At 73.6% G+C, this 23,859-nt stretch carries 18 protein-coding genes and 2 pseudogenes; 8 read left to right on the top strand and 12 right to left on the bottom strand.

From position 1 onward, the window contains the following. The 4 genes from RNC47_RS11750 to RNC47_RS11735 all read left to right on the top strand — a co-directional run bounded on the left by RNC47_RS11750 (position 1) and on the right by RNC47_RS11735 (position 3,946). On the top strand, positions 1-948 hold the full coding sequence (locus RNC47_RS11750; protein WP_311598028.1) for a carbohydrate ABC transporter permease: 948 nt from the start codon (positions 1-3) through the stop codon (positions 946-948). Next, positions 945-1,769, top strand: a complete 825-nt coding sequence (locus RNC47_RS11745; RefSeq protein WP_311598027.1) for a carbohydrate ABC transporter permease — start codon at positions 945-947, stop codon at positions 1,767-1,769. Before RNC47_RS11750 ends, RNC47_RS11745 begins: the two co-directional genes overlap by 4 nt. A 42-nt stretch (positions 1,770-1,811) precedes the next feature. Then, entirely contained in the window at positions 1,812-2,972 is a 1,161-nt protein-coding gene (locus RNC47_RS11740) for a glycoside hydrolase family 68 protein (protein ID WP_311598026.1), read from the top strand. 98 nt (positions 2,973-3,070) lie between these two features. Then, the gene (locus RNC47_RS11735) at positions 3,071-3,946 is read left to right on the top strand and encodes a polysaccharide deacetylase family protein (protein ID WP_311598025.1); all 876 of its coding nucleotides are present in this window, start codon (positions 3,071-3,073) and stop codon (positions 3,944-3,946) included. Positions 3,947-3,961: 15 nt separating this feature from the next. Here the strand turns inward: RNC47_RS11735 and RNC47_RS11730 are convergent, their stop codons facing one another. Beyond that, positions 3,962-4,711: an SDR family oxidoreductase gene (locus RNC47_RS11730; protein WP_311598024.1), complete on the bottom strand. Its 750-nt coding sequence runs from the start codon at positions 4,709-4,711 to the stop codon at positions 3,962-3,964. A 158-nt stretch (positions 4,712-4,869) separates the two neighbouring features. Continuing rightward, positions 4,870-5,775, bottom strand: coding sequence for an AraC family transcriptional regulator (locus tag RNC47_RS11725; RefSeq protein ID WP_311598023.1), 906 nt, complete (start codon positions 5,773-5,775; stop codon positions 4,870-4,872). Between the two features lie 148 nt (positions 5,776-5,923). Here RNC47_RS11725 and RNC47_RS11720 point away from each other — a divergent pair, with 148 nt between their 5' ends. Continuing rightward, positions 5,924-6,901 (top strand): alpha/beta hydrolase, encoded by a 978-nt coding sequence (locus tag RNC47_RS11720; RefSeq protein WP_311598022.1) that lies wholly within the window; start codon positions 5,924-5,926, stop codon positions 6,899-6,901. Between the two features lie 82 nt (positions 6,902-6,983). Next, the gene (locus RNC47_RS11715) at positions 6,984-7,901 is read left to right on the top strand and encodes a TolB family protein (RefSeq protein WP_311598021.1); all 918 of its coding nucleotides are present in this window, start codon (positions 6,984-6,986) and stop codon (positions 7,899-7,901) included. Here RNC47_RS11715 and RNC47_RS11710 read toward each other — a convergent pair. Beyond that, on the bottom strand, positions 7,862-8,956 hold the full coding sequence (locus RNC47_RS11710) for a ferric reductase-like transmembrane domain-containing protein (protein ID WP_311598020.1): 1,095 nt from the start codon (positions 8,954-8,956) through the stop codon (positions 7,862-7,864). The genes RNC47_RS11715 and RNC47_RS11710 overlap by 40 nt on opposite strands. Positions 8,957-9,384: 428 nt before the next feature. Here RNC47_RS11710 and RNC47_RS11705 point away from each other — a divergent pair, with 428 nt between their 5' ends. Then, a complete protein-coding gene (locus RNC47_RS11705) occupies positions 9,385-10,020 on the top strand; it encodes a response regulator transcription factor (RefSeq protein WP_311598019.1) in 636 nt (211 codons plus the stop codon). 267 nt (positions 10,021-10,287) lie between these two features. On the opposite strand, the pseudogene RNC47_RS11700 reads toward RNC47_RS11705, so the two are convergent. The 6 genes and pseudogenes from RNC47_RS11700 to RNC47_RS11675 all read right to left on the bottom strand — a co-directional run. After that, positions 10,288-11,757 (bottom strand): annotated as a pseudogene (locus RNC47_RS11700) (ATP-binding cassette domain-containing protein); the annotation flags it as partial. Next, positions 11,747-13,492 carry an ABC transporter ATP-binding protein gene (locus tag RNC47_RS11695; protein WP_394814761.1) on the bottom strand — a complete coding sequence of 582 codons (1,746 nt, stop codon included), beginning with the start codon at positions 13,490-13,492 and terminating at the stop codon, positions 11,747-11,749. The gene RNC47_RS11695 and the pseudogene RNC47_RS11700, both read right to left, overlap by 11 nt. Beyond that, positions 13,489-13,629: a SapB/AmfS family lanthipeptide gene (locus RNC47_RS11690; protein WP_311598018.1), complete on the bottom strand. Its 141-nt coding sequence runs from the start codon at positions 13,627-13,629 to the stop codon at positions 13,489-13,491. The genes RNC47_RS11695 and RNC47_RS11690 overlap by 4 nt, the downstream gene beginning before the upstream one ends. Positions 13,630-13,729: 100 nt before the next feature. Next, entirely contained in the window at positions 13,730-16,327 is a 2,598-nt protein-coding gene (lanKC, locus tag RNC47_RS11685) for a class III lanthionine synthetase LanKC (RefSeq protein ID WP_311598017.1), read from the bottom strand. A 147-nt stretch (positions 16,328-16,474) separates the two neighbouring features. Then, a complete protein-coding gene (locus RNC47_RS11680) occupies positions 16,475-19,516 on the bottom strand; it encodes a family 16 glycoside hydrolase (protein ID WP_311598016.1) in 3,042 nt (1,013 codons plus the stop codon). 230 nt (positions 19,517-19,746) lie between these two features. Beyond that, on the bottom strand, positions 19,747-20,376 hold the full coding sequence (locus RNC47_RS11675; RefSeq protein WP_311598015.1) for a glyoxalase: 630 nt from the start codon (positions 20,374-20,376) through the stop codon (positions 19,747-19,749). Positions 20,377-20,485: 109 nt separating this feature from the next. On the opposite strand from RNC47_RS11675, the pseudogene RNC47_RS11670 reads away from it, so the two are divergent. Next, positions 20,486-21,099: pseudogene (locus RNC47_RS11670) on the top strand (dihydrofolate reductase family protein). Positions 21,100-21,128: 29 nt separating this feature from the next. Here RNC47_RS11670 and RNC47_RS11665 read toward each other — a convergent pair. The 3 genes from RNC47_RS11665 to RNC47_RS11655 all read right to left on the bottom strand — a co-directional run bounded on the left by RNC47_RS11665 (position 21,129) and on the right by RNC47_RS11655 (position 23,832). Further along, positions 21,129-21,692 (bottom strand): DUF1697 domain-containing protein, encoded by a 564-nt coding sequence (locus tag RNC47_RS11665; RefSeq protein WP_311598014.1) that lies wholly within the window; start codon positions 21,690-21,692, stop codon positions 21,129-21,131. 29 nt (positions 21,693-21,721) lie between these two features. Beyond that, the gene (locus tag RNC47_RS11660; protein ID WP_311598013.1) at positions 21,722-22,813 is read right to left on the bottom strand and encodes a tartrate dehydrogenase; all 1,092 of its coding nucleotides are present in this window, start codon (positions 22,811-22,813) and stop codon (positions 21,722-21,724) included. Between the two features lie 113 nt (positions 22,814-22,926). Next, positions 22,927-23,832 (bottom strand): LysR family transcriptional regulator, encoded by a 906-nt coding sequence (locus RNC47_RS11655; RefSeq protein WP_311598012.1) that lies wholly within the window; start codon positions 23,830-23,832, stop codon positions 22,927-22,929. Between the last annotated feature and the right edge of the window lie 27 nt (positions 23,833-23,859).

Genomic DNA, 23,859 nt, shown 5'->3' with positions numbered 1-23,859 from the left:
ATGACATCGCCGACCACGGACCCGAAGCCCGGCCCCGGCCCCGGCCCAGGGCTCCGGCCGGGCCGGAGCCGCCGGCCCGGACTCCGCACCAGGTGGTGGGTCGGATGGTCCTTCGTCGCCCCGGCGCTGGCGGCCTACACCGTGTTCGTACTGTGGCCGATGGTCCTCACCGCGCAGTACTCGCTCTACGAGTGGAACGGCATCGGACCCTCGACCTGGGTCGGTCTCGACAACTACGGGCGGGTCTTCACCGATTCCGAGCTGTTCGACACGATCCTCAACGCCTTCCGGCTGATCGTGTTCTTCAGCGTGATACCCGTGCTGCTCGGTCTGGCGATCGCCGCCACGATCCGGCGGATCGCCACCAGCCGGCTGGCCGTCGTCGCCCGGACGGTGGTGTTCATACCCCAGGTCATCCCGCTGGTGGCCGCCGGCATCACCTGGAGCTGGCTGCTGTCGTCGAACGGCCTGGTCAACCAGCTGCTGTCGGCCATCGGGCTCGGCGGGGTGACCCGGGCCTGGCTCGGCGACCTCTCCACCGCGCTGCCGGCCGTCGGACTGATCGGCGCCTGGGTGCAACTCGGCCTGTGCACGCTGCTGTTGCTCGCCGGCATGAGCAAGATCGACCCCGCGCTCTACGAGGCGGCGCGGCTCGACGGGGCGGGTCCGCTGCGCGAGTTCCGCTCCGTCACCGTGCCCAGCCTGCGCCAGGAGATCGGCGTGTGCGTCACCGTCACCGTCATCTCGGCCCTGGCCAGCTTCGACATCATCTACATCTCCACCCAGGGAGGACCGGGCAACTCGACGATGGTCCCCGGCCTGGAGATCTACTACCAGGCGTTCTCCGACCGGGAGATCGGCGTGGCCTCCGCGCTCGCCGTGGTCCTCATGGCTCTCGTGCTCCTGTGCGTCCTTCCCATCCAGCGGCTCACCAGGGAGCGGCCATGATCGTCGGCAAGCGCGAGGCGTGGACGGGGCGGCTGTTCCTCGTCCTGCTGATGGCCTTCACCATCGTGCCGTTCGTCAGCCTCTTCGTCACCGCGCTCCACCCCTCGGGCAGCTACCCCTCCGGACTCGAGTGGCCGAGCGAGCCGCGGTGGGGGAACTTCGCCGACGCGTTCCGGGCGGCCCACATGGGCGACCTGCTGTGGTCGAGCACCCTGATCGTGCTCGGCGTGGTGCCGGTCTCGCTGGTGCTGGCCACGATGGCCGGCTTCGCCCTCGGCCACCTCCGGATGGCGGGGCGCCACCTGGTGTTCCTGATGTTCGTGCTCGGCCTGACCCTGCCCTTCGAGGGCATCATCACGCCGCTGTACTACGTGGTGCGCGACATGGGCCTCCTCAACACCCGATGGGCCATCATCCTGCCGCTGATCGGCCTGTTCATGCCCTTCGCGGTCTACTGGATGCGCGCGCACTTCATCAACCTGCCCGACGACCTGTCCGAGGCCGCCCAACTCGACGGCGCCAACGTGTGGCAGCTCTTCTGGCGCGTCCACGTCCCGCTGGCCGCGCCCGCGATCTCGTCCCTCGCCATCCTGCTGTTCCTGTGGACCTGGAACCAGTTCCTGCTCGCCATCGTCCTGGTCGACGATCCGGCGCGGCGCACCATGGCCGGCGCGCTGGGCGCCTTCCAGGGCCAGTGGGGCACGGACATCCCCCTGCTGTGCGCGGGATCCCTGCTGATCCTCGCGCCCACGCTCATCGTCTTCCTCATCTTCCAACGCCGCTTCGTCTCCGCCCTGTTGCAGGGCTCAGTGAAGGGCTGACCGAGCGATGCCGAACGACAACGGCCCGACGACAGGACAGGCGTGACAGACACCCGCCCCACCCGGTGGACCCGGCGTGACCTCGATCGGCTCGCCGGGGAACCGGCGACCACCGCGCCCGTCATCGACCCCGCCACCACGCCCCGCGTCCTCCCCGAGCACGACATCTGGGACCTGTGGCCGGTGCAGCGGGAGGACGGCACCACCGCCACGGTCCGGGAGGGCGAGCTCTGGATGACGCTCTCCGCGCCCGCCGTCGGCCATCCCGAGCACCGCCACGACATCGCGCGCCTCCACCTGCTGGCCAGGGCCGGCGACCGCTGGACGGACCTCGGGCACGTCTTCCCCGACGGCGCGTCCCCTGGCAGCCGCGAATGGTCGGGGTCCGCCCTCCTACGACCCGACGGCACGGTGTCCGTCATCTACACCGCCACCGGCGAACGCGGCGAGGCCCGCCCCACGTTCCACCAACGCGTCGTCGAGGCACGCCCCAGGCTGATCACGGACGGCGGCGCGACCCGGCTGGCACGGGACGCCGAACACCGCGTGGTGCTGCGCTCCGACGGCCTCTCCTACCTGCCGGCCGACGAGATCGCCGGCGGCCCCGGCCGGATCAGGGCCTTCCGCGACCCTGCCTGGTTCCGCGACCCGGCCGACGGGGTCGCATACCTGCTCGTCGCGGCCAGCGTGCCGTGGCGCGACCGCTTCATGGGCGCCGTCGCCCTCGCCCGGGAGACCGCCGAAGGCTGGAGCCTGTGCCCGCCACTCCTGGTGGCCGACGGCGTCAACCACGAGATCGAACGCCCGCACGTCGTCGTCCACCGGTCCCGCTACCACCTCTTCTTCTGCACCAGCCGCCAGTCGTTCCATCCGCCGGGCGCCCCCACGGGTCTCTACGGCTTCGTCGCGCCCAGCCTGACCGGCCCCTACGAACCCCTCAACGGCTCGGGGCTCGTCGTGCGCAACCCACCGACGCGCCCCGACCAGGCCTATGCCTGGTGGGTGCTCGGGGACCTCAGCGTGGTGAGCTTCGTCAACTACCTCCTCCCGGACGGCAGCGACCCCCGACAGCTGCCGGCCGCCGAGGCGAGAGCCGCCTTCGGCGGAACGGTCGCACCCGTCCTCGACCTCACCCTCGACCACGCCACCGCCCACGCCGTGCCGCGCGCCGGGTCCGACCCCGCGCCCAGGCCCGCGGAATGAGCCGACGCCGCCCGCCCTGAGGTTCCCGGTGAGGTGGGCCGGGGACATGGTGCCGGGTTCGACTCAAGGGGAGGTACCGCTCGGCCGATGGCGGTGGCATGGAAACGTCTGCTCGCGACCTCGCACGCCGTCTTTTGCTCCGCCGTCTCCTCGGGGCGGCCGGGCTGGCCGGCGGCTGTCGGTTCGTGGTGCCGGGAGCCCTGGCCGGGACGGCCGGCGCGCTCGCGCCGCGCCGGGCGGCGGCCGCGGACGCCGAAGGTCTCGAGGCGCTGTTCGGGTCGGAGAACCGGGTGATCTCCACGCACGAGGACGTGCTCGCGGTGACGTTCAACGCGGCCTGGAACGACTCCGGCCTGGACAGCGTCCTCGGCGAACTCGCCCACCGGGGCGCGCCCGCCACGTTCTTCCTGACCGGCGACTTCGCCGACCGGTGTCCCGAGGTGGTGGAGCGGATCGCGGCCGCGGGGCACGGTCTTGGCAACCACTCCTACAGTCACCCCTACTTCAGCGAGCTGACCGCGGCTGGCCGGCGGGACGAGGTGCTGGCCGCGGACCGCGCCCTGCGCGCGGCCGGGGCGGGGGAGGCGCTGACCCCGTTCTTCCGGTTCCCCTACGGCGAGACCACCCCCGAGCAGATCGGAGAGGTCAACGAGCTGGGATACGCGGACATCGAGTACACCGCCGACACCAACGGCTGGCAGGGCACCGCGGGCGGCATGACCGTGGACCACGCGGTGCGCAGGGCACTGGACGCCCTGTGCCCGGGGATGATCCTGCAGATGCACATCGGCGATCCCGGGGGCGGCACCGAGGTGCTCGACGCCCAGGCCCTGCCACGGATCCTGGACGCGACCACCGCCCACGGCTACCGCGTCATCGACCTCCGCGCCCTCCTCACCCCCGCGACCGAGCAGACGCCGACCGCGAGCGGCGACCCGGCCCGGCGAAACGGACCTACAGCCGCCGCTTTCTGAGCCGGAGGTTCGGGCTCACTTCGCCTGGGCGAGCCACATCGCGTCGGGGCCGGCGGGGAAGCGGAGTTGGCCGGTGGTGTCGTGGACGGCTCGCCAGACCGTCTCGGCGACGTCGCTCTCCTTGGTGAACACGTCCTGTGCCATGAAGCCCTCCATGGTCTTCTTCGCGAACGCCGCGTAGGGCGCCGGGACGAGCTGGTCGGGGGAGGCGCCGCCCGTCGCCCTGGCGGCGAAGCCGGTGGTGAGACAGGCGCCGGGCTCGACGGTCTTGGCCTGGACGCCGAAGGGGGCGAGTTCGAGGGCGAGGGAGGCGGTGAATCCCTCGACGGCCATCTTGCTGGCCTTGTAGACGGCGGAGAGCGGCATGTGGCCCAGGACGACGCTGGAGGTGACGTTGACCACCACGCCGGAGCCGCGCTCGCGGAACTGGGGGAGGACGGCCTGGGTGGTGGCCATGACGCCGAAGGTGTTGGTCTCGAAGACCTCGCGTACGTGGGTCATGGGGGTGCCCTCGAAGACGCTGATGGAGGGGACGCCGGCGTTGTTGACCAGGGCGTCGACGGGGCCGGCCGCCTGGAGGGCGGCGGTGATGCTGTCGGGCTCGGTCACGTCGAGTTCGATGACGCGCAGGCGGTCGGATGCGGGGAGGAGGTCGGGGCGGGGGGTGCGCATGGTGGCGACGACGTTCCAGCCCTGGGCGTGGAAGTGGAGGGCGGTCGCCCGGCCGTATCCGGAGGAGGTGCCGGTGATGAGCACGGTCTTCATGGTGTGGTCCCTTGCGACGCGGTGGGATGCGGACGATGGACAGGCATTTTCCTGCTTGGCGGGAGAGCCTGTGATCCCATTGAATCGCTCTGACCTGCTGGAATAGTAGAAGGATCCTCGCTTGTGCTTGCACGATTCTCCATCGTGTCTCCGCTGGTTTAGGTGAGGGCGCCTGCCGGGGTGCGGGCGGTGTGCCGGAGGTGGAGGGCGTCCCGGCTGGGTGGCGCGCCGAACTGGCGGCGGTACTCGCGGCTGAACTGGGAGGGGTTGTCGTAGCCGACGCGCTGGCCGACGCCGGTGACGTCGCCGGGGTGGGTGGCGAGCAGCAGTCGGGCCTCCTGGAGTCGGATCTGCTTCTGGAACTGGATGGGGCTCATCGCGGTCACGGCCTGGAAGTTGCGGTAGAACGCGGAGACGCTCATGCCGGACATGCGGGCCACCTCCTCGACGCGGAAGGGCTGCGCGTAGTGCTCGCGGATCCACCGAACGGCCCGTGAGATGTGGCTGAGGCCGCTGTCGGCAAGGCCGAGTTGGCGGACGGTCGCGCCCTGCTCGCCGGTGATCAGGCGCCACAGGATCTCGCGTTTGACCAGCGGGGCCAGCACCGCCCGGTCGCGTGGCTCGTCGAGCAGGCGCAGCAGCCGGAGCACCGCGTCCAGCAGTGCGGGTGGCGCGTCGTTGACGGCGATGCCCGAGGGCGTGCCTCCGCCGGCGCGGGGGATGTCGCCGGGGCCGGCCTGGAGGAGCAGTTCGGCGACGGCGGACGGATCCAGCACCAGGCCGAAGCCGAGGGCCGGCCGCTCGGGCTCGGCCTGGGTGAACTGCCCGGTGACGGGCAGGTCGACGGAGGCGACCAGGTACTGCCCGGGGCCGTACTCGAAGACCCGCTCGCCCAGCGCGAGGCGTTTGGTGCCCTGCGCGATGACCGCGAGGACCGTGCCGGACATCGAGAACGCCGGCGGGTCGGGGCGGTCGACCCTGGAGATGAGGACGCCGTCGATGGCGGTGGTCCAGTCGGGGCGGGCGTGCCGGGTCAGCAGGGCGCGAAGCTCGTCGAGGTGCATGCCCCCATTGCAGCACCCTTTGGGGCGATGCTCCCCGGGGCGAGAGAATCATGCAGGTGCACAGGAGCATCGTTCTAACGTTTCCGCAGGTCACATGGGTTAAATGGGAAACAGCTCACTCCATCGACCCGGAAGAGGGAAGCCTTCGATGCGTGTCACCCAGACCGCCAGGCCCGACCTGGACCCCGAACTGCGTGCCCTGCTGGCCGAGATGCCGCTGACGGTCCAGCTCACCCCGGAGATCCTCGCGCGGCTGCGACAGCTCCCCTCCACGCCCGTCGAGCCTCTCCTCGCCCATCGGCGGGTCGACCGGCGCGAAGTCACCGTGCCCGCCCCGGACGGCACCCCGATACCGCTGTCGGTCTTCTCGCCCAAGGACACCGACCGCACCGGCCTCGCGCCGTGCGTCTACTGGATGCACGGCGGCGGGATGGTCATGGGCGACCGCTTCTCGCAACTCGACATCCCGCTGGAGTGGCTCGACGAGTTCGGCGCGGTCGTGGTCTCCGTCGACTACCGGCTCGCCCCCGAGGCCACCGGCACCACCCTGGTCGACGACTGCTACCAGGGCCTGCGCTGGATCGCCGCGCACGCCGCCGAACTCGGGGTCGACCCGACCCGGATCGTCGTCGCCGGCGCCAGCGCGGGCGGCGGCCTGGCCGCCGGCGTCACCCTGCTGGCCCGCGACCTCGCCGGACCGAGGATCACGGCGCAGCTGCTGATCTGCCCCATGCTCGACCACCGCGGCGCCACCACCTCCAGCCGCCAGTACTCCGGGGTGCCGGGTGTGTGGACCGCCGAGACGAACGCGTTCGCCTGGCGCTGCGTCCTCGGCGACCTCGCCGACGACCAGGTGCCCCCGTACGTCTCACCCGCGCTGGCCGACGACCTCTCCGGACTGCCGACGACCTATGTCGACACCGGCTCCGCCGAGGTATTCCGCGACGAGGACACCGACTACGCCACCCGCGTCTGGGCCGCCGGCGGCCAGGCCGAACTCCATGTCTGGGCGGGCGGCTGCCACGGCTTCGACGCTCTCTACCCGCAGGCACCCATCTCGGCCACGGCCCGCCGCACCCGCACCGACTGGCTCGCCCGCGTCCTGTCCGCGAACCTCGCTGGGTAGCGGCCTCGGGGCTGACCTCGCTGAGGGATCATGACCTGATCGTGGCGGGCGTTCGCGCCTTCCTGACCGAGGGAGACACCATATGAGCGAGCAGGGATCGTTCCGGCGGCTGGCGGCCGGTCAGCTGGCCCGCGTCCGGGTCTGGGACCGCGCGACCGGGGCGGTGCGCACCGTCTTCGAGTCGCGTGACCGCCTCTACGAGGCGCCGAACTGGACCCCCGACGGCCAGTTGCTGGTCAACGGGGACGGCAGGCTCTGGCTGCTCCCGGCCGACGGTTCTGGCCCGCCCCGGGAGATCCCCACGGCGGGGCTGCCCGCCGTCAACAACGACCATGTCCTCGCCCCCGACGGGGCGACGGTGTTCGCGTCGGCCAACGACTGGCACATCTGGGAGGTCCCGCTCGACGGAGGCCTCGCCCGCCGCGTCACCGCCGACGACGGCGGGATGCACTTCCTGCACGGCATAAGCCCCGACGGACGGCGTCTCGGCTATGTCCGCCTCGATCCGGAGGGCGACAACTGGTGGGCGTCGGCCACCATCCACACCGTCGGCCTCGACGGAGAGGACGATGTCGCCGTCACCACGGATCCGGGACCGGCGGACGGGTGCGCGTGGACGCCGGACGGCGAGTGGATCGTCTTCAACACCGAGCAGTTCTCCGACACGCCGGGCCACGCCCAGCTCGCCCGGATCCGGCCGGACGGGACGGAACTCGAACAGCTCACCTTCGACGAGCGCGTGAACTGGTTCCCGCACGTCGCGCCGACCGGGGACGTCGCCGTCTACCTCAGCTACCCGCCGGGCACGACCGGGCACCCGGCGGACCTGCCCGTCGAACTGCGGCTGGTGACGGTCGGCGCCTGGCGGGAGCCCACCACGCTGGTCGCCCTCCTCGGCGGGCAGGGCACGATCAACGTGCCGAGCTGGGCCCCGGACGGATCCGCGTTCGCCTTCGTCGACTACCCCTTCGACCAGCGGGACGAGCCGGCGACCGAGTGACCGGCCGGCCGGGACGGGCGGAGCCGGTGGGCGACGGCCACCAGGAGCAGGGTCAGCACCAGGAGGCCCGTCCAGATCACCCACCGCTCGGGCCACACGCCGGCGGAGGAGTGGCCGTGGTCGGGCCGGCCGCCGTCGGCCCCGGAGGCGATGACGGCCGCCAGGCCGGCGATCGTGGCCAGCACCGCGAGTCGGCCGGCGGCGCGCGCGGTCAGCGGCAGCGGGCGCGACTCCCGGCCGGGCCCGCGCAGCCGCAGCCGCTCGCTGGGGCGGGCCGGCGCCAGCAGCCGGAGCAACAGCAGCCCGGCCAGCGGCATCTGGAGCGCCCACACCAGGGTGCGGAACGAGCCGTCGAACCAGACGTTGGTGCCGTAGAGCAGGGTGTGCCAGACGCTGAGCACATAGACGACGATGACGAAGCGGTGCAGCGCCCGCCACAGCCGGGAACCCGTGGTCTGACGCACATAGAAGGCGAGACCCAGGACGATCCCCAGGTAGAAGGCGAGCAGGCCGATCAGGACGGCCACCCGGCCCGTTCCGGTGGCGTAGCCGCCGGGGACGAACACCTTGACCAGGGTCTCGCGCACCAGCTCGCCCATCGGCTGGTTCTCGAAGTTGGTCTGGAGCTCGGCGCCGAAGAACGTGGCCATGTGCAGGAACATCAGCCCGATCGTGGTCAGGCTGGTGGTGCGGTGCCACCTCTCCACCCGGGCCGCCGACAGCCAGCGCCAGGGCGGGCGCGCCCCCGACCTGAGCAGGCCGAAGGCGACGGTGATGTAGGCCCACAGCAGCGCCGACCAGCCGAAGGCCTGGCACAGCCAGTACCACCAGTACTCGGACGCGTCCTCGAAGGGCGGCATCATCCGGATGCTGGGCGAGCTGCCGTTCTCGATCCGGGCCCACAGCCACCAGAAGACGAGGCCGGTGACCAGCAGCGCCAGGCTGGCGTCCGGTATCGCGGCGCGGGCGTCGGCCCGCAGCCCGGGCCAGTCGAAACGCCGCGTGCCGCTTCGCCTTCCCGAGGAGGGGACGGGTGGTCGCGCGGCGTCTGTCATCGGAGTCCACCTTCTCTGAGCGGCTTTCGGCGTTTCGGCGGGACACCTGGGCAGTCGGACCGGGAGGACGTCCGGTTCCCGGCGCCGGCGCGACGACCGGCGGTATGTGACGCGATCGTGGAGCGCTCACCCGTGATGTCCACGAATTCCGCGCGCCCCTCCAAAATCGAAATGTCCGGCGATGGGGGGCCGGTGAATAACAGGGCCCCGGCGTCTCGCCTAATACGTCGGGAAGCGGCCGCGAAGTCGCCCGACTTCCTGCGGAGTTCGTCCCGGGGGCGCGTTTCATAAAGGTATGCGCCCCCCGCGCGCCCTTGTGCTTCCCCGGAGCGCGGATTCGTGTGTGCAATGCGACGGTGACGGGTGAGGATGTGTGAGTTGGGGGCACTCGACAGAGGTGGGAAACGACTGCCGGGGAGGCACCAGGCGTGATCCGATTACTGCTCGTGCACGACGACAATCTGCTGCGCTGTGCGCTGGCTTCGCTGCTGGCCGTCGAACGGGACATCGAGGTGGCGGCCGCGTCCTGGCGGGAGGTCGTGCCGCCGGACGCGCCGGCGCACTCCGCCGACGCGTGGCTGGTGGACACCGACTGCGCGGGTTTCGCCGCGCTGACCGCGGAGGACCCGGTGGTGGCCGGCGGGGGAGTGGGCCACCGGGGCGAGGGCGGTGGGGGGCGGGCGCCGGGCCTGGTGGTGCTCGCGCCGACGGGGCGGCCGGGGCTGCTGCACCGGGCCTTCACCGCCGGCGCGCTGGGATTCGTCAGCAAGGGGGCCCGGCCGGCATGCCTGCTGGACGCCATCAGAAGCGTCGTGCGCGGCAGCCGTTATGTGGATGACGCGCTCGCCTTCGATTTCTTCAGCGCCACGCATATGCCGCTCACGCCACGCGAGTTGAACGTTCTCTCACTCGCGGCCGACGGCGCCCCGGTGCCGGAGATCGCGGAGCGGCTGTGGCTCGCCGAGGGCACGGTGCGCAATTACCTGGCCGCCATCATCCGGAAGACCGGTGCCCGCAACCGGGTCGACGCGATCCGCATATCCCGCAGCGCCGGCTGGGTCTGACCAGTCGGCCGCCAGATCGCGGTAAGCGGCGGAGCGTTCGAGCAGTTCCTCGTGTGAGCCGAGGGCGTGGCATCCGCCGTCCAGCAGGAGCACCCGGCCCGCCCGGCGGGCGGAGCTGATCCGGTGCGCGACGACGATCAGCGTGCCGCCGTTCCGGGCCGCGAAGGCCCGCTCGGCGCGGGCCTCGGCGGCCGGGTCCAGATGGCACGTCGCCTCGTCGAGCACCGCCACCGGTGCCGGCGACAGATAGGCCCGGGCCAGCGCGAGCGACTGCCGCTCGCCCGCGGACAGCGCCGCGGGCGTCACCCGGCCGCCCGGGCCGCCGAGCCGCTCCACCAGGGCGTCCGCGCCGACCGCCGCGGCGGCGGCGAGCAACTCGTCGTCGTCCGGTGGTCCGGGGCGCAGATACCCCAGGTTCTCGGCGACGGTGCCGGAGAACACGTACGCCTCCTGCGGGATCAGCACCCGCAGCCCGGCCAGCTCCGCCGCGCCCCGGCCGGCCAGCGGCTCGCCGCACAGCACGATCTCGCCGGCGCCGGGCCGCAGCAGCCCGGAGACCAGCAGCGCCAGCGTCGACTTGCCGGTGCCGCTCGGTCCCACCACGGCCAGGTGCCCGCCGGTCGGGAGCGTCAGATCGAGCCGGTCGAGCACCGGCTCCGCCCGCCCGCCGTAGGCGAAGGAGACGCCGCGCAGCACCAGCGCCGGCCCGCCCGCCGGCGGCCCGGCCGGCGGTCCGTCGGGTGGGACAGGGGGTGGCACAGCGGGTGGGGCGGCGGGCGGCTCGGCGAGCAGCCGCCCGGTGACCACGGCCAGCCGGGCGCCCGCGCCGCCGACGCCCCGCACCAGGCTGGTCAGGGCGGGCAGCAGCCCCTGGAGCACGAAGGTCACCGCGCCCACCAGCTCACCCGCCGTCACCCCGCGGTCGAGCAGCCAGGGCGCCAGACACACCAGCAGTCCCAGCGGCAGCTGCCCGCCGAGCGCGAGCGCCACCACCCGCGTGGTCCCCCAGCGGGCCAGCGACAGCGCGGCCCGCAGCTCGCCGTCGACCCGGGCCGCCGCCCCGGCCGCCACTCCGTCCTCCGCCCCGCAGGCGGTGATGTCCCGCAAGCCCGCGCAGATCCCGCCGAGTTCGCCGGCCAGCGCCTCGTCCGCCGCCAGCACCGCACGCTGCCGCGCGGCCAGCGGCCACAGACCGGCCGCGAAGACGGCGAGCGCGAGCAGCAGCGGCGGCAGCACCACGAGCAGCAGCACCGGCGCCAGCAGCAGCAGGCCGAACAGCGCGCCCGCGGTGGTGAAGACGAACGTCTGCGCCACCAGCACGAGACCCGCCAGGCTGTCCCGGGCGATCTCCGTCTGCGTCGTCAGCCGGGAGACCGCCGCCGCGTCGTCCCGCTCCGCGCCGCGCACGGCCCGGTCGAGGGCGCGGTCCACCACCGCGCGCACCAGCGTGTCGCGCAGCGGCTCCACCAGCTCGGCGACCGCCCGGTACACCCGGCCCGTGCTCAACGCGCCGGCCAGCACCCCGACCCCGGCCAGGGCCAGCCAGCCGAGGCCGGCGCCGGTGCGGCCGGCCAGGAAGCCACCGTCGACGGCCCTGGCCACGCCGTAGCCGAGCAGGAACGACTGCCCCGCCTGCACCGCCGACCAGCCGGCCAGCCGGGCCACCACCCGGGGCCGGCGCCGCAGCGCGCCCAGCCCGGCGGCCACCTGCCGCCCGGCGGTGACCTCAGCGGCCATCGGACTCCCTCCACAGCGCCCGGTAGTCGGCCCGCGCGCACAGCTCGCGGTGGGTGCCGAGCGCCCGGACCCGGCCGTCGTCGAGCCAGGCCACCAGGTCGGCCCGGGCGGCGGACGCGGGGCGGTGCGCGATCACCAGCCGGGTGCGGGCGCTCGCCGCCCGGTGCAGCGCCGTCGTGACCCGCCGCTCGGTGACGGTGTCGAGCCCCGAGGTGGCGTCGTCCAGCACCAGCAGCCGCCCCCGGTGGGTGAACGCCCTGGCCAGCCCGAGGCGTTGCCGCTCCCCGCCGGAGAGCGGGGCGGTCGCGCACCGGGTGTCGTAGCCGTCCGGCAACCTCCTGACGAAGCCGTCGGCGTCGGCCGCCCGCGCCGCGGCGACGACCCGCTCCCGCTCGACCGGCACCGGACCGAGCCCGATGGCGTCGGCGACGGAGCCGCCCAGCAGCACCGGCCGCTCGAAGGCGTACCCGACCGCCTCGCGCAGCTCGCGGCGGGGCAGTTCGGCGACGGGGACGCCGTCGAGCAGCACCCGCCCCGCGTCCGGCTCGGCCAGCCGGCCGGCGAGCGCGGCCAGCAGCGACTTGCCGGAGCCCGAGCGGCCCACCACCGCCACCGTGCTGCCCCCGGGCACCACCAGGTCCAGATCGCGCAGCACCGCCCGGCCGCCGCGCCGCGCGGTCACCCCGGCGAACGCCAGCTCCCCCGGGCCGCCCGCCGGCAACGACCGCGCCCCGTGCCGCGGCGCCGGTACGCCGAACACCTCGGCCAGCCGCTCGGCCGCGCCCCTGGCCCGCACCAGCCGGTGCACATGGGCGACGAAGCCGCCGATCCCGGTGGCGAGCACCACGTAGCGGGTGGCCGCGAGCAGCCCGCCGACGGACAGGTCGCCCGCCGCGAGCAGCAGTCCCGCGACGGCGACGACCGTCAGCTGGAGCAGTGGGACCAGCGCCGCCGCGCGGGCGCCGGCCCTGGCATTGATCCGCCACATCCGGCGGCCCTCGGCGCCCAGCTCGGGAAGCGGCGCCAACACCCGCTCGCGCTCCCGCCGTCCGGTGCCCGCGGCGGCGATGGTCCGGGCGCCGCCCAGCGTCTCGAGCAGCCGGCCGGCCAACCGCCCCTGGACCCGCTGGTAGCGGGCGACCGAGTCGGCGGACGAGCGGGCGAACACCCGCAGCAGCAGCACCAGGAGCGGGGCGCCGGCCGTGAACGCCACGGCGAGCCGCCAGTCGAGCAGCGCCAGCGCCACCACGCCGCCCACCGGCGTGACCAGCGCGGCGCCGGCGGCGGCCAGGGCGGCCGGGGTGGCGCCGGCGTGCGCGGCGTTGACGGTGACCCGGGCGACCAGGTCACCGGCCGGGAAGCGGGCCGCGGCGTCCGGCCCCAGCTCCAGCACGTGCCGCACCAGCCGGCCGCGCAGCCACGCCGCGGCGCGGGCGTCGGTGGTGGCGGTGAGCAGGCTGCCGGCGGCGTTCAGGGCGGCCTGGGCGACCAGCAGCAGCGCGCCCAGCGCGCTCCACCGGCCGGCCGCCGGCGCGTCGTCGAGGAGCAGGTCGAGGGTGTGGCCCAGGGCCGCGGGCAGCGTCAGCGCGACGGCCGAGCCGGCCAGGGTCAGCGGGAGCAGCACGGCGACGCGGGCCGCGCCGTGCCCGGCGGTGCCGAGCGGGTCGAGCGGTCGAGGGGGGCGGCCCCGCGCGAGGCTCGCGCGGGGCCGCCGACGTCCGAAGGGACGGCTCACAGACAGAGCAGGAAGCTGTTGGAGCTGTGGGTGTCGCAGACCAGCAGGCTCAGGCTGCTGGTGTCGCCGCCACCGCCGCCGCCACCGCCGTCGGTGGCCGTCTCGGGCTCCATGGACTGCAGGTCGAGCAGGGACATGGGGTGTTCTCCCTTTCGTCGGTGACGTCGTCACCCGTCGGGCCGCCACCGCGGGCGCGGGGCGGGTCTCGCTGCGACCCCGGCGAGCCGGGGCCGGTCCTCAGGGCCGCCCCGGGGGCGGCAGGAAGGGCAGCCGCGGGCCGTGCCCGGGGCCGCTCGCGGGCGACGCGGCCCGGGCCGCGGCGGCGCCGAGCGCCAGCAGACAGCCCGCGGTGCCGGTGGCCAGGTCCATCGACAGCCGCATCATCTGGTCGCCCGGGAAGGCCAGTTCGCCCTGGTACGACATGCCGTACCAGTCCATCGCCGCCGCCTGCGCGGCCAGCGCGGCGGGCTCGGCGCCAGGGGTCGTGGTCCTGGCCAGGTGCCAGACCATGCCGGCCCGGCCCCGGAAGAGCCCGGGCTGCGCGTAGTAGCGCAAGCCCGCGCCGGGCAGGATCGCGGCCCTGGCCCGCTCGAACTCCGGGTCCGGCGCGTGCGCCAGGTAGTCGTCGAGCACCGCCGCGATGCCGACGCTGCCCTCGCCCAGGTACGGCAGCACCCGGTCGCCCTCGTCGACGTTGAGCATGCCGCGGCGGTCCACCGCGCAGTGCGCCAGGTCCCGGCGCAGGGCGGTGGCGGCCAGGTCGAGCAGTGCTCCGTCGCCGGTGCGCTCGTGCCGGCGCAGCATCAGCAGCGCGATGCCGGTGGCCCCGTACAGCAGCCCGGCCCGTCTGCGCCCGCGCGGCTCGGGCGGCTCCGCCAGGCGGGCGGCGGCCAGCTCGGTGGCCCGCCGGGCCCGGTCGGCCAGCGCGTCGTCGCCGGTGGCCGCGGCCAACTCGTCCAGCACCAGACCGATGCCGGCCAGGCCGCCGAAGAGATGTCCCGGCAGCCGCTCCCACCGCTCGTCCAGGGCCCGGCCGGCCAGCTCGTGCGCGGCCTCGGTGCGGCCGAGCCGGTGCAGGACGTGCGCGACGCCGAGCAGCCCGTCGTACAGGCCGAGCGGGGTGCCACGCGGCGGCCGGGCGGCCTGCCGCAGCAGCCACCGCTCGCCCTCCGCGTAGCGTTCGGCGCCGCACTCGGCCAGCGCGTAGAGGACGCCGGCCGCGCCGTGCGCGAGGCCGAGCCCGCCGCCGGGCGAGAACTGGGCGATGTCGCCGGGGAACAGCCGGTCCTCCCGGTCGGGCGTCGCGGAGGCCAGGATGGCGCGGACCATCGACTCCCGGCCGGTCGGTCCGTCCGCCGGCACCGGCGCGGTCCGGGGTGGGGCGGCCGTCCCCGGCCCGTCGCGGCCCACGATCTCGGCCACCGCCTCGGCGAGGAAGTCGGCCGGCAGGTCGGGGAACTCGCGCCCCGCCACCTCGGCCAGGTGCGCGGCCTTGCCCGGGTCGATCGCCAGCAGCGAGGTCAGCGGGATGAACATGGCGAGCCGCAGACAGGCCAGGGCGTACCGGTCGACGGCGAAGCCGGTGCGGTCGGCCGGCGCCAGGAACCCGGGGTGGGCGACCGTCTGCCGGGCCGCCGCCGACTCGGGGGCCGCGGCCTCGAAGTCCAGCAGGGCGACCGACTCGCCGTCCGGGGCCACCATGATGTTGAACATGTGCAGGTCGTTGAAGACCAGGCCGCGCCCGTGCAGCGCCGCCACGGCCCGCTCGGTGCCGGCCAGCACGGTGCGCGCCCACCGGGTGTACCGGGCCACCTCCTCGGGGTCGGGCGCCACCGCGAGCAGCGGATGCCGCTCGGCGAAGAAGGAGTTGAGGGTGCGGCCCGGCAGCTCGTCCATCACCAGGAAGCGGTGGTCGCCCAGCATGAACCAGTCGCGTACCTCGGGCGCGATCCCCAGGCCCGAGACGCGTTCCAGCGCGGCCTTCTCCCGCTCCAGCCGGGTCACCGCGTCGGCGGCGTCGGCGGCGAGCCCCGCGTAGGGGCGGGCCTCCTTGAGCACCACCGCCGCGCCGGTCCGCAGGTCGGTGCCGCGGTAGACGCCGCCGCCGTTGGAGAAGTGCAGGGCGCGGTCGACGCGGTACGGCAGGTCGGCCACGGTGACCTGGTTGCGGGCGGCCAGGTGCGGGGCGAGGAAGTCGGGGAGCGTCACCCAGTCGGGGACGCGGAAGGTGGGGGTCCTGCGGTCCGGCACCAGCCGGCCGGTGCCGTCCTCGACCGCCGTCACCAGGGTGCCCGAGCCGTTGTCGCAGTAGCGCGGGGCGAACGCGCCGTACCGCACGTAGAGCGGGCCCTCCCGCCACCGCAGGTCGGTCAGGACATAGGGCCCGGGCTCGCCCGCCAGCAGCTCGCCGAGCTCCGTGAGCACCGTGTGCAGGCGCCGCTCGTCCGCCGGGTAGACGGTGGCGAACTTGCCGCTGTTGTCGCGCCCGGCGTACTTGGAGTTCCGGAGGAACAGCAGGTGGCGGGCCGGCACGAACTTGAAGGGGATGCCCCGGGGGACGCAGTACTCCCAGATCCTGGCGGCCGTCTTGTCCGCGCCGTCCAGGGTGGCGGAGACATGGATCTTCCAGCCCTGGAGGGGCAGTTCAGCGGCCACCGGCTGGAGCTGGAGCCAGTCACCGGAGCGTGCGGCGCGCCAGCCCTCGGGCACCGGGCGCCGCGCCGTCTCGTAGGACTCCTCGTCCCGCAGCCGGCCGTCCGAGCGCAGCGCGAGGCGCTCGGGAGTGTCGTAGAAACACCTGTCGATCAGGCAGAAGACCTCGTACCGCTTGTCCATCGCCCTCCTTCGGCACGGACAAGAGGGTTCCAGGAGACCGGGAGGGCGGACAGTGGCGGCTGTCATGAATGGACCGTGCGAAACGCACGACCCGTCGACGGGCGGCGCGTGGCCGCCCGTCGACCGTGATCAGTGGCCGCGAGCCACTCAGCCGCGGCTTCGCAGCGGTTGGATGGTGATGTCGCGGTAGCGGACCGCGTTGCCGTGGTCCTGCAACCGGATCGGCCCCGCCGTCGGGCCCTCGGGGGCGCCTCCTCCCGTCGGCCCGGTGAGCGCCACGTCGTCGTGCACGGTGACGCCGTTCCACACCACCGTGACGCGGGCGTCCTCCGTCTTGGTGCCGGCGCTGTCGAAGCGGGCGGCACGGAAGGTGATGTCGTAGGTCTGCCAGGTGCCCGGTGGTCGCGCCGCGTTGACGTCGGGGGCCCGCTGTTCGTAGATGGCGGCGGCCTCGTTGGCGGCCGGCGAGTCGTCGCCGTAGGAGTCCAGGATCTGGATCTCGTAGCGGTCCTGGAGGTAGACGCCGCTGTTGGCGCGGTCCTGCCCGGTCACGTCCGGCGGCAGCTCGGGCAGCCAGAACTCCACGTGCAGTCGGAAGTCCTGGAACGCCTGTTTGCTGCGGATGTCGCCGCAGCACACCTCCATCGCCTCGTCGCCGACCAGCGGCCACTCCACCATGCGGCCGTCGCCGTGCTGGAACGAGGACCGGTCGGTGCCGTCGAAGAGCGCGACCCGGCTGCCGGCCCGGTGGACGGTGAGCAGGTCGAGGTTGACGTGCCCGGTGTCGCCCGCCTCGTGGACGTAGCTGATGGTGTTCCGGCCACGGCGCAGGTTCAGCCGCTCGGTCCGGGTGGACCACTGCTCCCAGGTGCCGGTGGACAGCAGGCTGGTCTGTCCCACCCGTTCCCCGTTGACGTAGACGCTCACCGTCTTGGTGCCGGTGAAGGGGTCGGGGCCGTTGGAGTAGCGCAGCCCGACGTCGTAGGCGCCGCGCCGGTCGGCGTCCACGGTGAAGGTGGTGCTGGCGCCCGCGGTGCCGTAGCCGGCGACGAAGCCGCGTCCCGAGTAGGCGTCGTGGTCGTCGGCGAGCCGCGCGCCGCCGTCGAGCCGCGCCTCCTCGGCCTCGTAGTACGCCGGTTCTGGCTCCGGGGCGCCGGGGATCCGGTTGAGGGTGTACCACGCCTCGGTGTTCCACAGCTCCTGGCCGCTGGCGTCGGTGAACGGGCGGGGCGAGCGCACGTGGACCACGTGTCCCGGCCTCAGCCCCGGGATGTCCAGGGTGACCGTCCGGCCGTCGGGTGAGACGGTGGCCGAACGCACGGTCAGGGTCTCCTCGTCGACCTTCGGCCCGCCGTACTGGGCGGTCGGCAGGTAACGCCACTGCGTGACGCGGTAGCTGGCGGCGAGCGCGTCCACCGTCGCCTGCGAGAGCGGCTTGGTGTACTCAAGCTCGAAGCCGTCGCCGGTGGCGCGCATGGCCAGGATGTCGAAGGCGTCGCTCCCCGTCGGCGTCAGCTTCTGCAGGCCGAAGGTCAGCTTCCCGTCCTGGCCCCAGTTGCCGCCGGCCCCGATGCCGCCGGCGTAGATGGCGCCGTCGGGACCCACGCTGATCCGGTTGACACCGGCCTCCAGGCCCTGGGTGAAGCGGAAGACCGCGCCCTGGTACGCGCCGTCGACCTCCTCCAGGTAGGCCCGTTGGATGCCGCCGTACGTGACGTCGCCGAAGAGCAGCTGCCCGGCGAACGTGCCCTCCTCCAGGTAGAGCGGCGTGCTGGGCGAGTTGGCTATCTCGTTCTGCGGCAGCCACAGCACGGGCTGGGTGACGGGCTGGTCGTCGAAGGGGCCCGGGGGGTTGGTGTAGTGGTTGAAGAAGTCGCCCTGGTCGACCTGGACGAGCTTGGAGGAGGGCAGCCAGCCGCCCTGGTTGTCCGTGACGAACAGCTCGCCGTCCGGACCCCAGCCGATGCCGTTGGGGGTGCGCAGCCCGCCCGCGACGTAGTCGACCTCGCCGGTCTCGCGGTTCACCCGGACCGTGGTGCCGCGGTTCTCGGCGGGCTGCGGGTTGGTCGTGGCGCCGCCGAGGTCGATGGCGACGGACAGGTTCAGGTAGAAGTAGCCGTCCCGGTAGAGCAGGCCGAAGGCGAACTCGTGGAAGTTGCCGCCCCACGGCCAGGTGGCCACCGTCCGGTACTCGTCGGTGACCTCGTCGCCGTCGACGTCCACCAGCTCGGTCAGCTCGTGCTTCTGCGAGACGTACAGCGAGCCCTCGACGTACTTCAGGCCCTGGGGTTCCCGCAGCCCCTCCGCGATCCGGACCGTGGTGACCTCGTCGGGTCCCGTGTCGCCGGTGACGCTGTCCAGCAGGTAGACCTCGCCCTCGGCGGGCTGCTCGTCGGGCGAGCCGCCCCCGCCCCAGGTGGCGACGGCCAGGCGGCCGTCCGGCAGCCACTCCATGGCGGTGACCTGCGGTTCGAAGCCCTCGGGCCGGAGGTCGGTCAGCTGGTAGTCGGGGTGTACGCCGTCGAGCGGCAGGCCGTCACCCGGCGAGTCGTCGTTGCCCTCGCACTCCTTGCGGCCGGGGGCGGTGACGCGGACGACGCCGGCGTCGGTGCTGAGCACCGAGTTCGGCACGACGGAGAACTCGGCCGCGCCCGGCGGCCGCCAGGAGAGCGTGAGCTGCTGCCCGCCGTCGCGCTCGAAGAACTCCACGAACAGCGAGTGGTAACCGGCCGTCAGCTCCACGGAGCCGTCCCTGGACGTCGCCCCGTGCAGCCCGTCGTGGTCGATCACCTCCTGGCCGTCCACGGCGAGCCGCGAGCCGTCGTCGCTGGTGAGGCGGAAGGCGTAGGTGCCGTCCTGCGGCACGTCGATGTTGGCGATGGCGTGTGTGACGAAGCGGTTCTCGAAGCCGAACTGGTCGGCCGTGGTCCAGTCGATGGTGGGCATCAGCCGGTCGACGTTCGGCGTCTGCCCGGCCTTGAGCGTGCAGATCTCCTCCAACGGCACCTGCACGTCGTAGGTGCGCAGGGTCACCCCGGGCTCCTGGGGCGGAAGGTCGGCGGCCGGCCCGACCTCCTGCCCTGCGGCGGGCGCCGCCCAGCCGGCCCCGGCCAGCAGGGCCCCGGCGAGCAGCGCCCCCAGGCGGCTGTGGAGTCTTCGACGGAACCGGAGATTCGACGGTTTGACCATTGCTCCTCCTGACGCGAGTGGAGCGGGACGGAACCTGTGGCCCAGGCTCAGCGCCGGAGAGACTAGGGACTTGTTCTTGACGCGTCCATGCTTTTGACTCGGTCTGTCGAAACAGTCTCAAAACGCACCCGAAGCTTCCGGGTAACGTCCCGTCTTACGGCCGCCGGTCGAAGAAGTGGCACGTTGACCTGTGGCCAAGTCGGCTCTGGCCGCGCCCCCCCCCGGGCGGTTCACCGCGAGGCGGTCTCCGCCGCGGTCGCCCACGCGAACCCGTCCGGATCGGTGAAGGCGCCGGCGTCGCCGCCGATCGTGATCCGGTGCGAGCCGGTGCCGTCGGGGGAGACGCCGGCGACCTTGGCCAGGCCACGGCGCTTGTACAGCGCCAGCTTGACGGAACCCGACTCGCTGGCGAACTCGACGTACTTGCTGCCGAAGCTCCTCGCCACGGCGAGGCCCTGGTCGACGTAGAACCGCTTGCTGGCGGCCACGTCCGCGACCCCCAGCAGGAGCACGATCTCGTCGATCCGCCCGGTGGCCGGGCCGGGGTCCTTCTTCTTCGCCGACGCGAGCTGCCAGATCGTCCCGTCCGGCGCCTGGACGACGCCCCCGTAGCCCCAGAGGGACCTGGCGGCCGGCTTCAGCGTGGCGGCGCCGGCGGCCACGGCGGCGTCGACCAGGGCGTCGACATCGGCTGGCCGGGGCACCACGAGCGACAGCGTGAACCCGCGGAAGCCGGTCGTCGGAGTCCCGGCGGCCCGCACGCGGATCCGGCCGTCGTCCAGGCCGAAGGCGGTGGTGAGGAAGGTGCCGGCGGCGGTGGCGTCTGTCACCTCGAGGGTGACGTGATCGATCGAGGTCATGACACCGACGCTAGTCGTGGCCCCGATGTCGGCGCTTCTCGAATCCTGACCGGATCGACGGACCCGTCGTGGGCGATGAGTTCGGGCGGCGCGCCGGGTCCACCCTGACATGACTCGCATCATCGCCGACATCTCGGTCTCCCTCGACGGCTTCGTCACCGGCCCGGACCCCAGCCAGGACAACGGCCTCGGCACCGGCGGCGAGGCCCTGCACACCTGGGCCTTCTCCGACGACCCCGACGACCGCCGGCTGCTGCGCGAGGGCACCGCCCGCTCGGGCGCCGTCGTCCTCGGCCGCCGGCTCTTCGACATCGTCGACGGGCCGAAGGGCTGGGACGACACGACCGGCTACGGCGCCGGCGAGGTCGGCAAGCCCGCGTTCGTCGTGGTGACGAGCTCACCGCCGGAGTCGGTGCGGCTCACCGGCCTCGACTGGACGTTCGTCACCACCGGGCTGCGCGACGCCGTCGCCACCGCGCGCGAGCGCGCCGAGGCGGCCTCCGCGGACGCGGCGAGGACCTCGACGTGGTCCTCATGGGCGGCGGCGCCACCATCGCCTCGGCGCTCGACGCCGGGCTGGTCGACACGCTGACCCTGCACCTCGCGCCCGTCGTGCTGGGCGCCGGGACGCCGTTGTTCACCGGCGCGGCGCCGCGCACGCTGGCGCAGCGGGACGTGGTCACGACCTCGACCGCGACGCACCTGACCTACGACGTCCACTGAAACGGCGCGGGCCGGCCGCGCCGCCGAGCTCACGCCGAGCGGTCGGCGGCGGCCAGCTGATCGGCGAGCGAGACGAGGGCGGTCACGGTCCGCCAGTTGCGGGCGGTGGCGACGACGTCGTCGCCCGGCCTGGACAGCGCCTCGCCGAGCCTGCTGCGGCCCATCCCGCCGGGGAACCAGGCGAACAGCTCCCGCTCGCCGACCCGGAACTCGTCCGGCGCCCACCGCGCCGGGTCGGAACCCGCGACCGGGTGGTCGGCGGCCGGGCGGCTGAGGAAGACGACCACGAGCTTGGCCGGGTCGAGCTCGGCGGCGGGGAACGGGCACCGTTCGACGACGGCCCGCAACTCCGCACGACCGAGCACCAGGCAGTCGACGCGGAACCCGAACCGCTCGGCCACCGCGTCCCCCAGCGCGCCGGTCAACGTGGCCGGGTCGGCGGCGGGCGCGGTGAACACCGCGTTCCCGCTCTGCAGGTAGGTGCGCGCCGCGCCGTGACCGAGCTCGGTCAGCAACTGCCGGAGCTCCGCCATGGGGACCTTGCGGTGCCCTCCGACGTTGATCCCGCGCAGCAGCGCGGCGTACGTTGCCATGCCGCCACCCTAGTGTCCGGCCCGTCGGGTCAGGCGTTCAGCGCCTCGACGAGGGCCTTGGTGACGTCCTCGGTCGAGGCGGTGCCGCCGACGTCCCGGGTGCGGACGCCGGCGGCCGTGGTCGTCTCGATCGCCCGGCGCAGCCGGGCCGCCTGGTCCGGCAGGCCGAGGTGGTCGAGCATCAGGGCCGCGCTGCCGACGGCGCCGACGGGGTTGGCGAGGCCGCGGCCGGCGATGTCCGGTGCCGAGCCGTGGACGGGCTCGAACATGCTGGGGTGGCGGCGTTCGGGGTTGAGGTTGGCGCTGGCGGCCAGGCCGAGACTGCCGGCGAGGGCGCTGCCGAGGTCGGAGAGGATGTCGGCGTGGAGGTTGGAGGCGACGACGACCGACAGCTCCTCGGGGCGCAGGACGAACTTCGCCGACATGGCGTCGACCAGGACGCTCTCGGTCTCGACGTCGGGGTAGTCGGCGGCGACCCGGCGGAACACGTCGTCCCACAGCACCATGCCGTACTGCTGGGCGTTGCTCTTGGTGACGGAGGACACCTTGCGGCGGGCGCGGGTGCGGGCCAGGTCGAAGGCGAACCGCATGATGCGCTCGCAGCCGACCTCGGTGAACAGGGCGGTCTGGACGGCCACTTCGCCACCGGGGCCGCGGCCGGCGAGGTTGCGGCCGCCGAGGCCGGCGTACTCGCCCTCGCTGTTCTCCCGGACGACGACCCAGTCGAGGTCGGTGTCGTCGGCCTTGCGCAGCGGGCTGGTGACGCCGGGCAGGAAGTGGACGGGGCGGACGTTGGCCCACTGGTCGAAGCCCTGGCAGATCCTCAGCCGCAGCCCCCAGAGGCTGACGTGGTCGGGGACGGTGGGCCAGCCGACCGCGCCGAAGTAGATGGCGTCGAACTCCCTGAGCCGGTCGAGGCCGTCGTCGTCCATCATCCTGCCGGTGCGCTCGTAGTACTCGCACCCCCAGGGGAACTCCTCCCAGGAGAAGGCGAACGGCCGCGGGGAGCCCGCGGAGTCCGCGGCGAGGGCGTCGAGGACGGCTCGTCCCGCGGCGACGACCTCCTTGCCCACCCCGTCGGCGGGTATCGCGGCGATGCGGAACGTGTGGGGCGCGGTCATGGCTGCCTCCGGCTCGCAGGGGTGTGGTCGGTTCGAGTCAACACACGACGGCGGTCGCGCGTCCAAGACCTGCTTCTGATGTGACGTATAGGCGCGGCCGATCGGTGGGGCGCTCAGGGCCTGTCCGCCGGATCTCCGCGCCGGGCGTAGGCCCGGGTCAGCTTGAGGAGCGCCCGGGCGCCCGGCGTGAGGTGCCCGGGCAGGCTGACCATCGTCACGTGGAGGCGGGCGGTGTGCTCGACGGGGGCGACGACGGCGCCGCAGCGGCGGGCCAACCGGGTCCAGGAGGAGGGCAGGATGGCGACTCCCACCCCGCTGAGCACCAGCGGCAGGATCGACGTGCGGTGGTCGACGACGCTGACGATCCTGGTGCCGACGCCGTCCGCGGTGATGCCGTCGACGAGGCTGCGCATCAGGCTGCCCGGCCGGGACGCGATGAGCTTCTGCCCCGCCAGGTCCTCCGGCCTGATCGCGACGTCGTCCTCGATCCGGCCGCCGGGCGTGGCCACGACCACGAACGGCTGGTCCTCCACGTGCAGGACGTCGAGACCGGACGGGTGCACGGGCGTGGCGGAGCCCAGCAGGCCCAGTTCGCAGGAGCCGCCGCGGACCAGCGACAGGACCTCGTCCGGGGTGAAGGCGGCCCGTGTGCTCACGGTCACCGCGGGATGTACCTCGGTGAAGCGGCGGATGAGGGTGGTGAGCGGTTCGATGCCGGGGGACGGCATGGTGCCCACCTCGACCGTGCCGCTCCGCAGCCCGGCGAGCCCGGCGGCCCTGTCCCGCACGGCGGCCAGGTCCCGCAGCACGCGCCGACTCGGTTCCAGCAGCTCCCGCGCCGCGTCGGTCGGCACGACGCCCCGACCGACGCGGTGGAACAGGGCCACCCCGAGCTCGGCCTCCAGGTTCGCCATCGCCTGCGACAACGAGGGCTGGGCCACGTGCAGCGCGGCGGCCGCCCGGTTGAACCCGCCGTGCTCGACGATGGCCAGGAAGTACTCGAGCTGCCGGGCGTCCAAGGGTGCCTCCCGGTCGTTCTGGGATGC

This window comes from Streptomyces millisiae, assembly GCF_031845425.1.
Taxonomy (GTDB): Bacteria; Actinomycetota; Actinomycetes; order Streptomycetales; family Streptomycetaceae; genus Streptomyces; species Streptomyces millisiae.
The sequence above is the reverse complement of the archived record's forward strand: the minus strand, read 5'-3'. Positions and strand labels throughout refer to the sequence as shown.

Excerpts from the sequence above, each read along its gene's own strand:
- RNC47_RS11750 (WP_311598028.1), top strand. The coding sequence starts at position 1 with ATGACATCGCCGACCACGGACCCGAAGCCCGGCCCCGGCCCCGGCCCA.
- RNC47_RS11745 (WP_311598027.1), top strand. The coding sequence starts at position 945 with ATGATCGTCGGCAAGCGCGAGGCGTGGACGGGGCGGCTGTTCCTCGTC.
- RNC47_RS11735 (WP_311598025.1), top strand. The coding sequence starts at position 3,071 with ATGGAAACGTCTGCTCGCGACCTCGCACGCCGTCTTTTGCTCCGCCGT.
- RNC47_RS11730 (WP_311598024.1), bottom strand. The coding sequence starts at position 4,711 with ATGAAGACCGTGCTCATCACCGGCACCTCCTCCGGATACGGCCGGGCG.
- RNC47_RS11725 (WP_311598023.1), bottom strand. The coding sequence starts at position 5,775 with ATGCACCTCGACGAGCTTCGCGCCCTGCTGACCCGGCACGCCCGCCCC.
- RNC47_RS11720 (WP_311598022.1), top strand. The coding sequence starts at position 5,924 with ATGCGTGTCACCCAGACCGCCAGGCCCGACCTGGACCCCGAACTGCGT.
- RNC47_RS11715 (WP_311598021.1), top strand. The coding sequence starts at position 6,984 with ATGAGCGAGCAGGGATCGTTCCGGCGGCTGGCGGCCGGTCAGCTGGCC.
- RNC47_RS11710 (WP_311598020.1), bottom strand. The coding sequence starts at position 8,956 with ATGACAGACGCCGCGCGACCACCCGTCCCCTCCTCGGGAAGGCGAAGC.
- RNC47_RS11690 (WP_311598018.1), bottom strand. The coding sequence starts at position 13,629 with ATGTCCCTGCTCGACCTGCAGTCCATGGAGCCCGAGACGGCCACCGAC.
- lanKC (WP_311598017.1), bottom strand. The coding sequence starts at position 16,327 with ATGGACAAGCGGTACGAGGTCTTCTGCCTGATCGACAGGTGTTTCTAC.
- RNC47_RS11680 (WP_311598016.1), bottom strand. The coding sequence starts at position 19,516 with ATGGTCAAACCGTCGAATCTCCGGTTCCGTCGAAGACTCCACAGCCGC.
- RNC47_RS11675 (WP_311598015.1), bottom strand. The coding sequence starts at position 20,376 with ATGACCTCGATCGATCACGTCACCCTCGAGGTGACAGACGCCACCGCC.
- RNC47_RS11665 (WP_311598014.1), bottom strand. The coding sequence starts at position 21,692 with ATGGCAACGTACGCCGCGCTGCTGCGCGGGATCAACGTCGGAGGGCAC.
- RNC47_RS11660 (WP_311598013.1), bottom strand. The coding sequence starts at position 22,813 with ATGACCGCGCCCCACACGTTCCGCATCGCCGCGATACCCGCCGACGGG.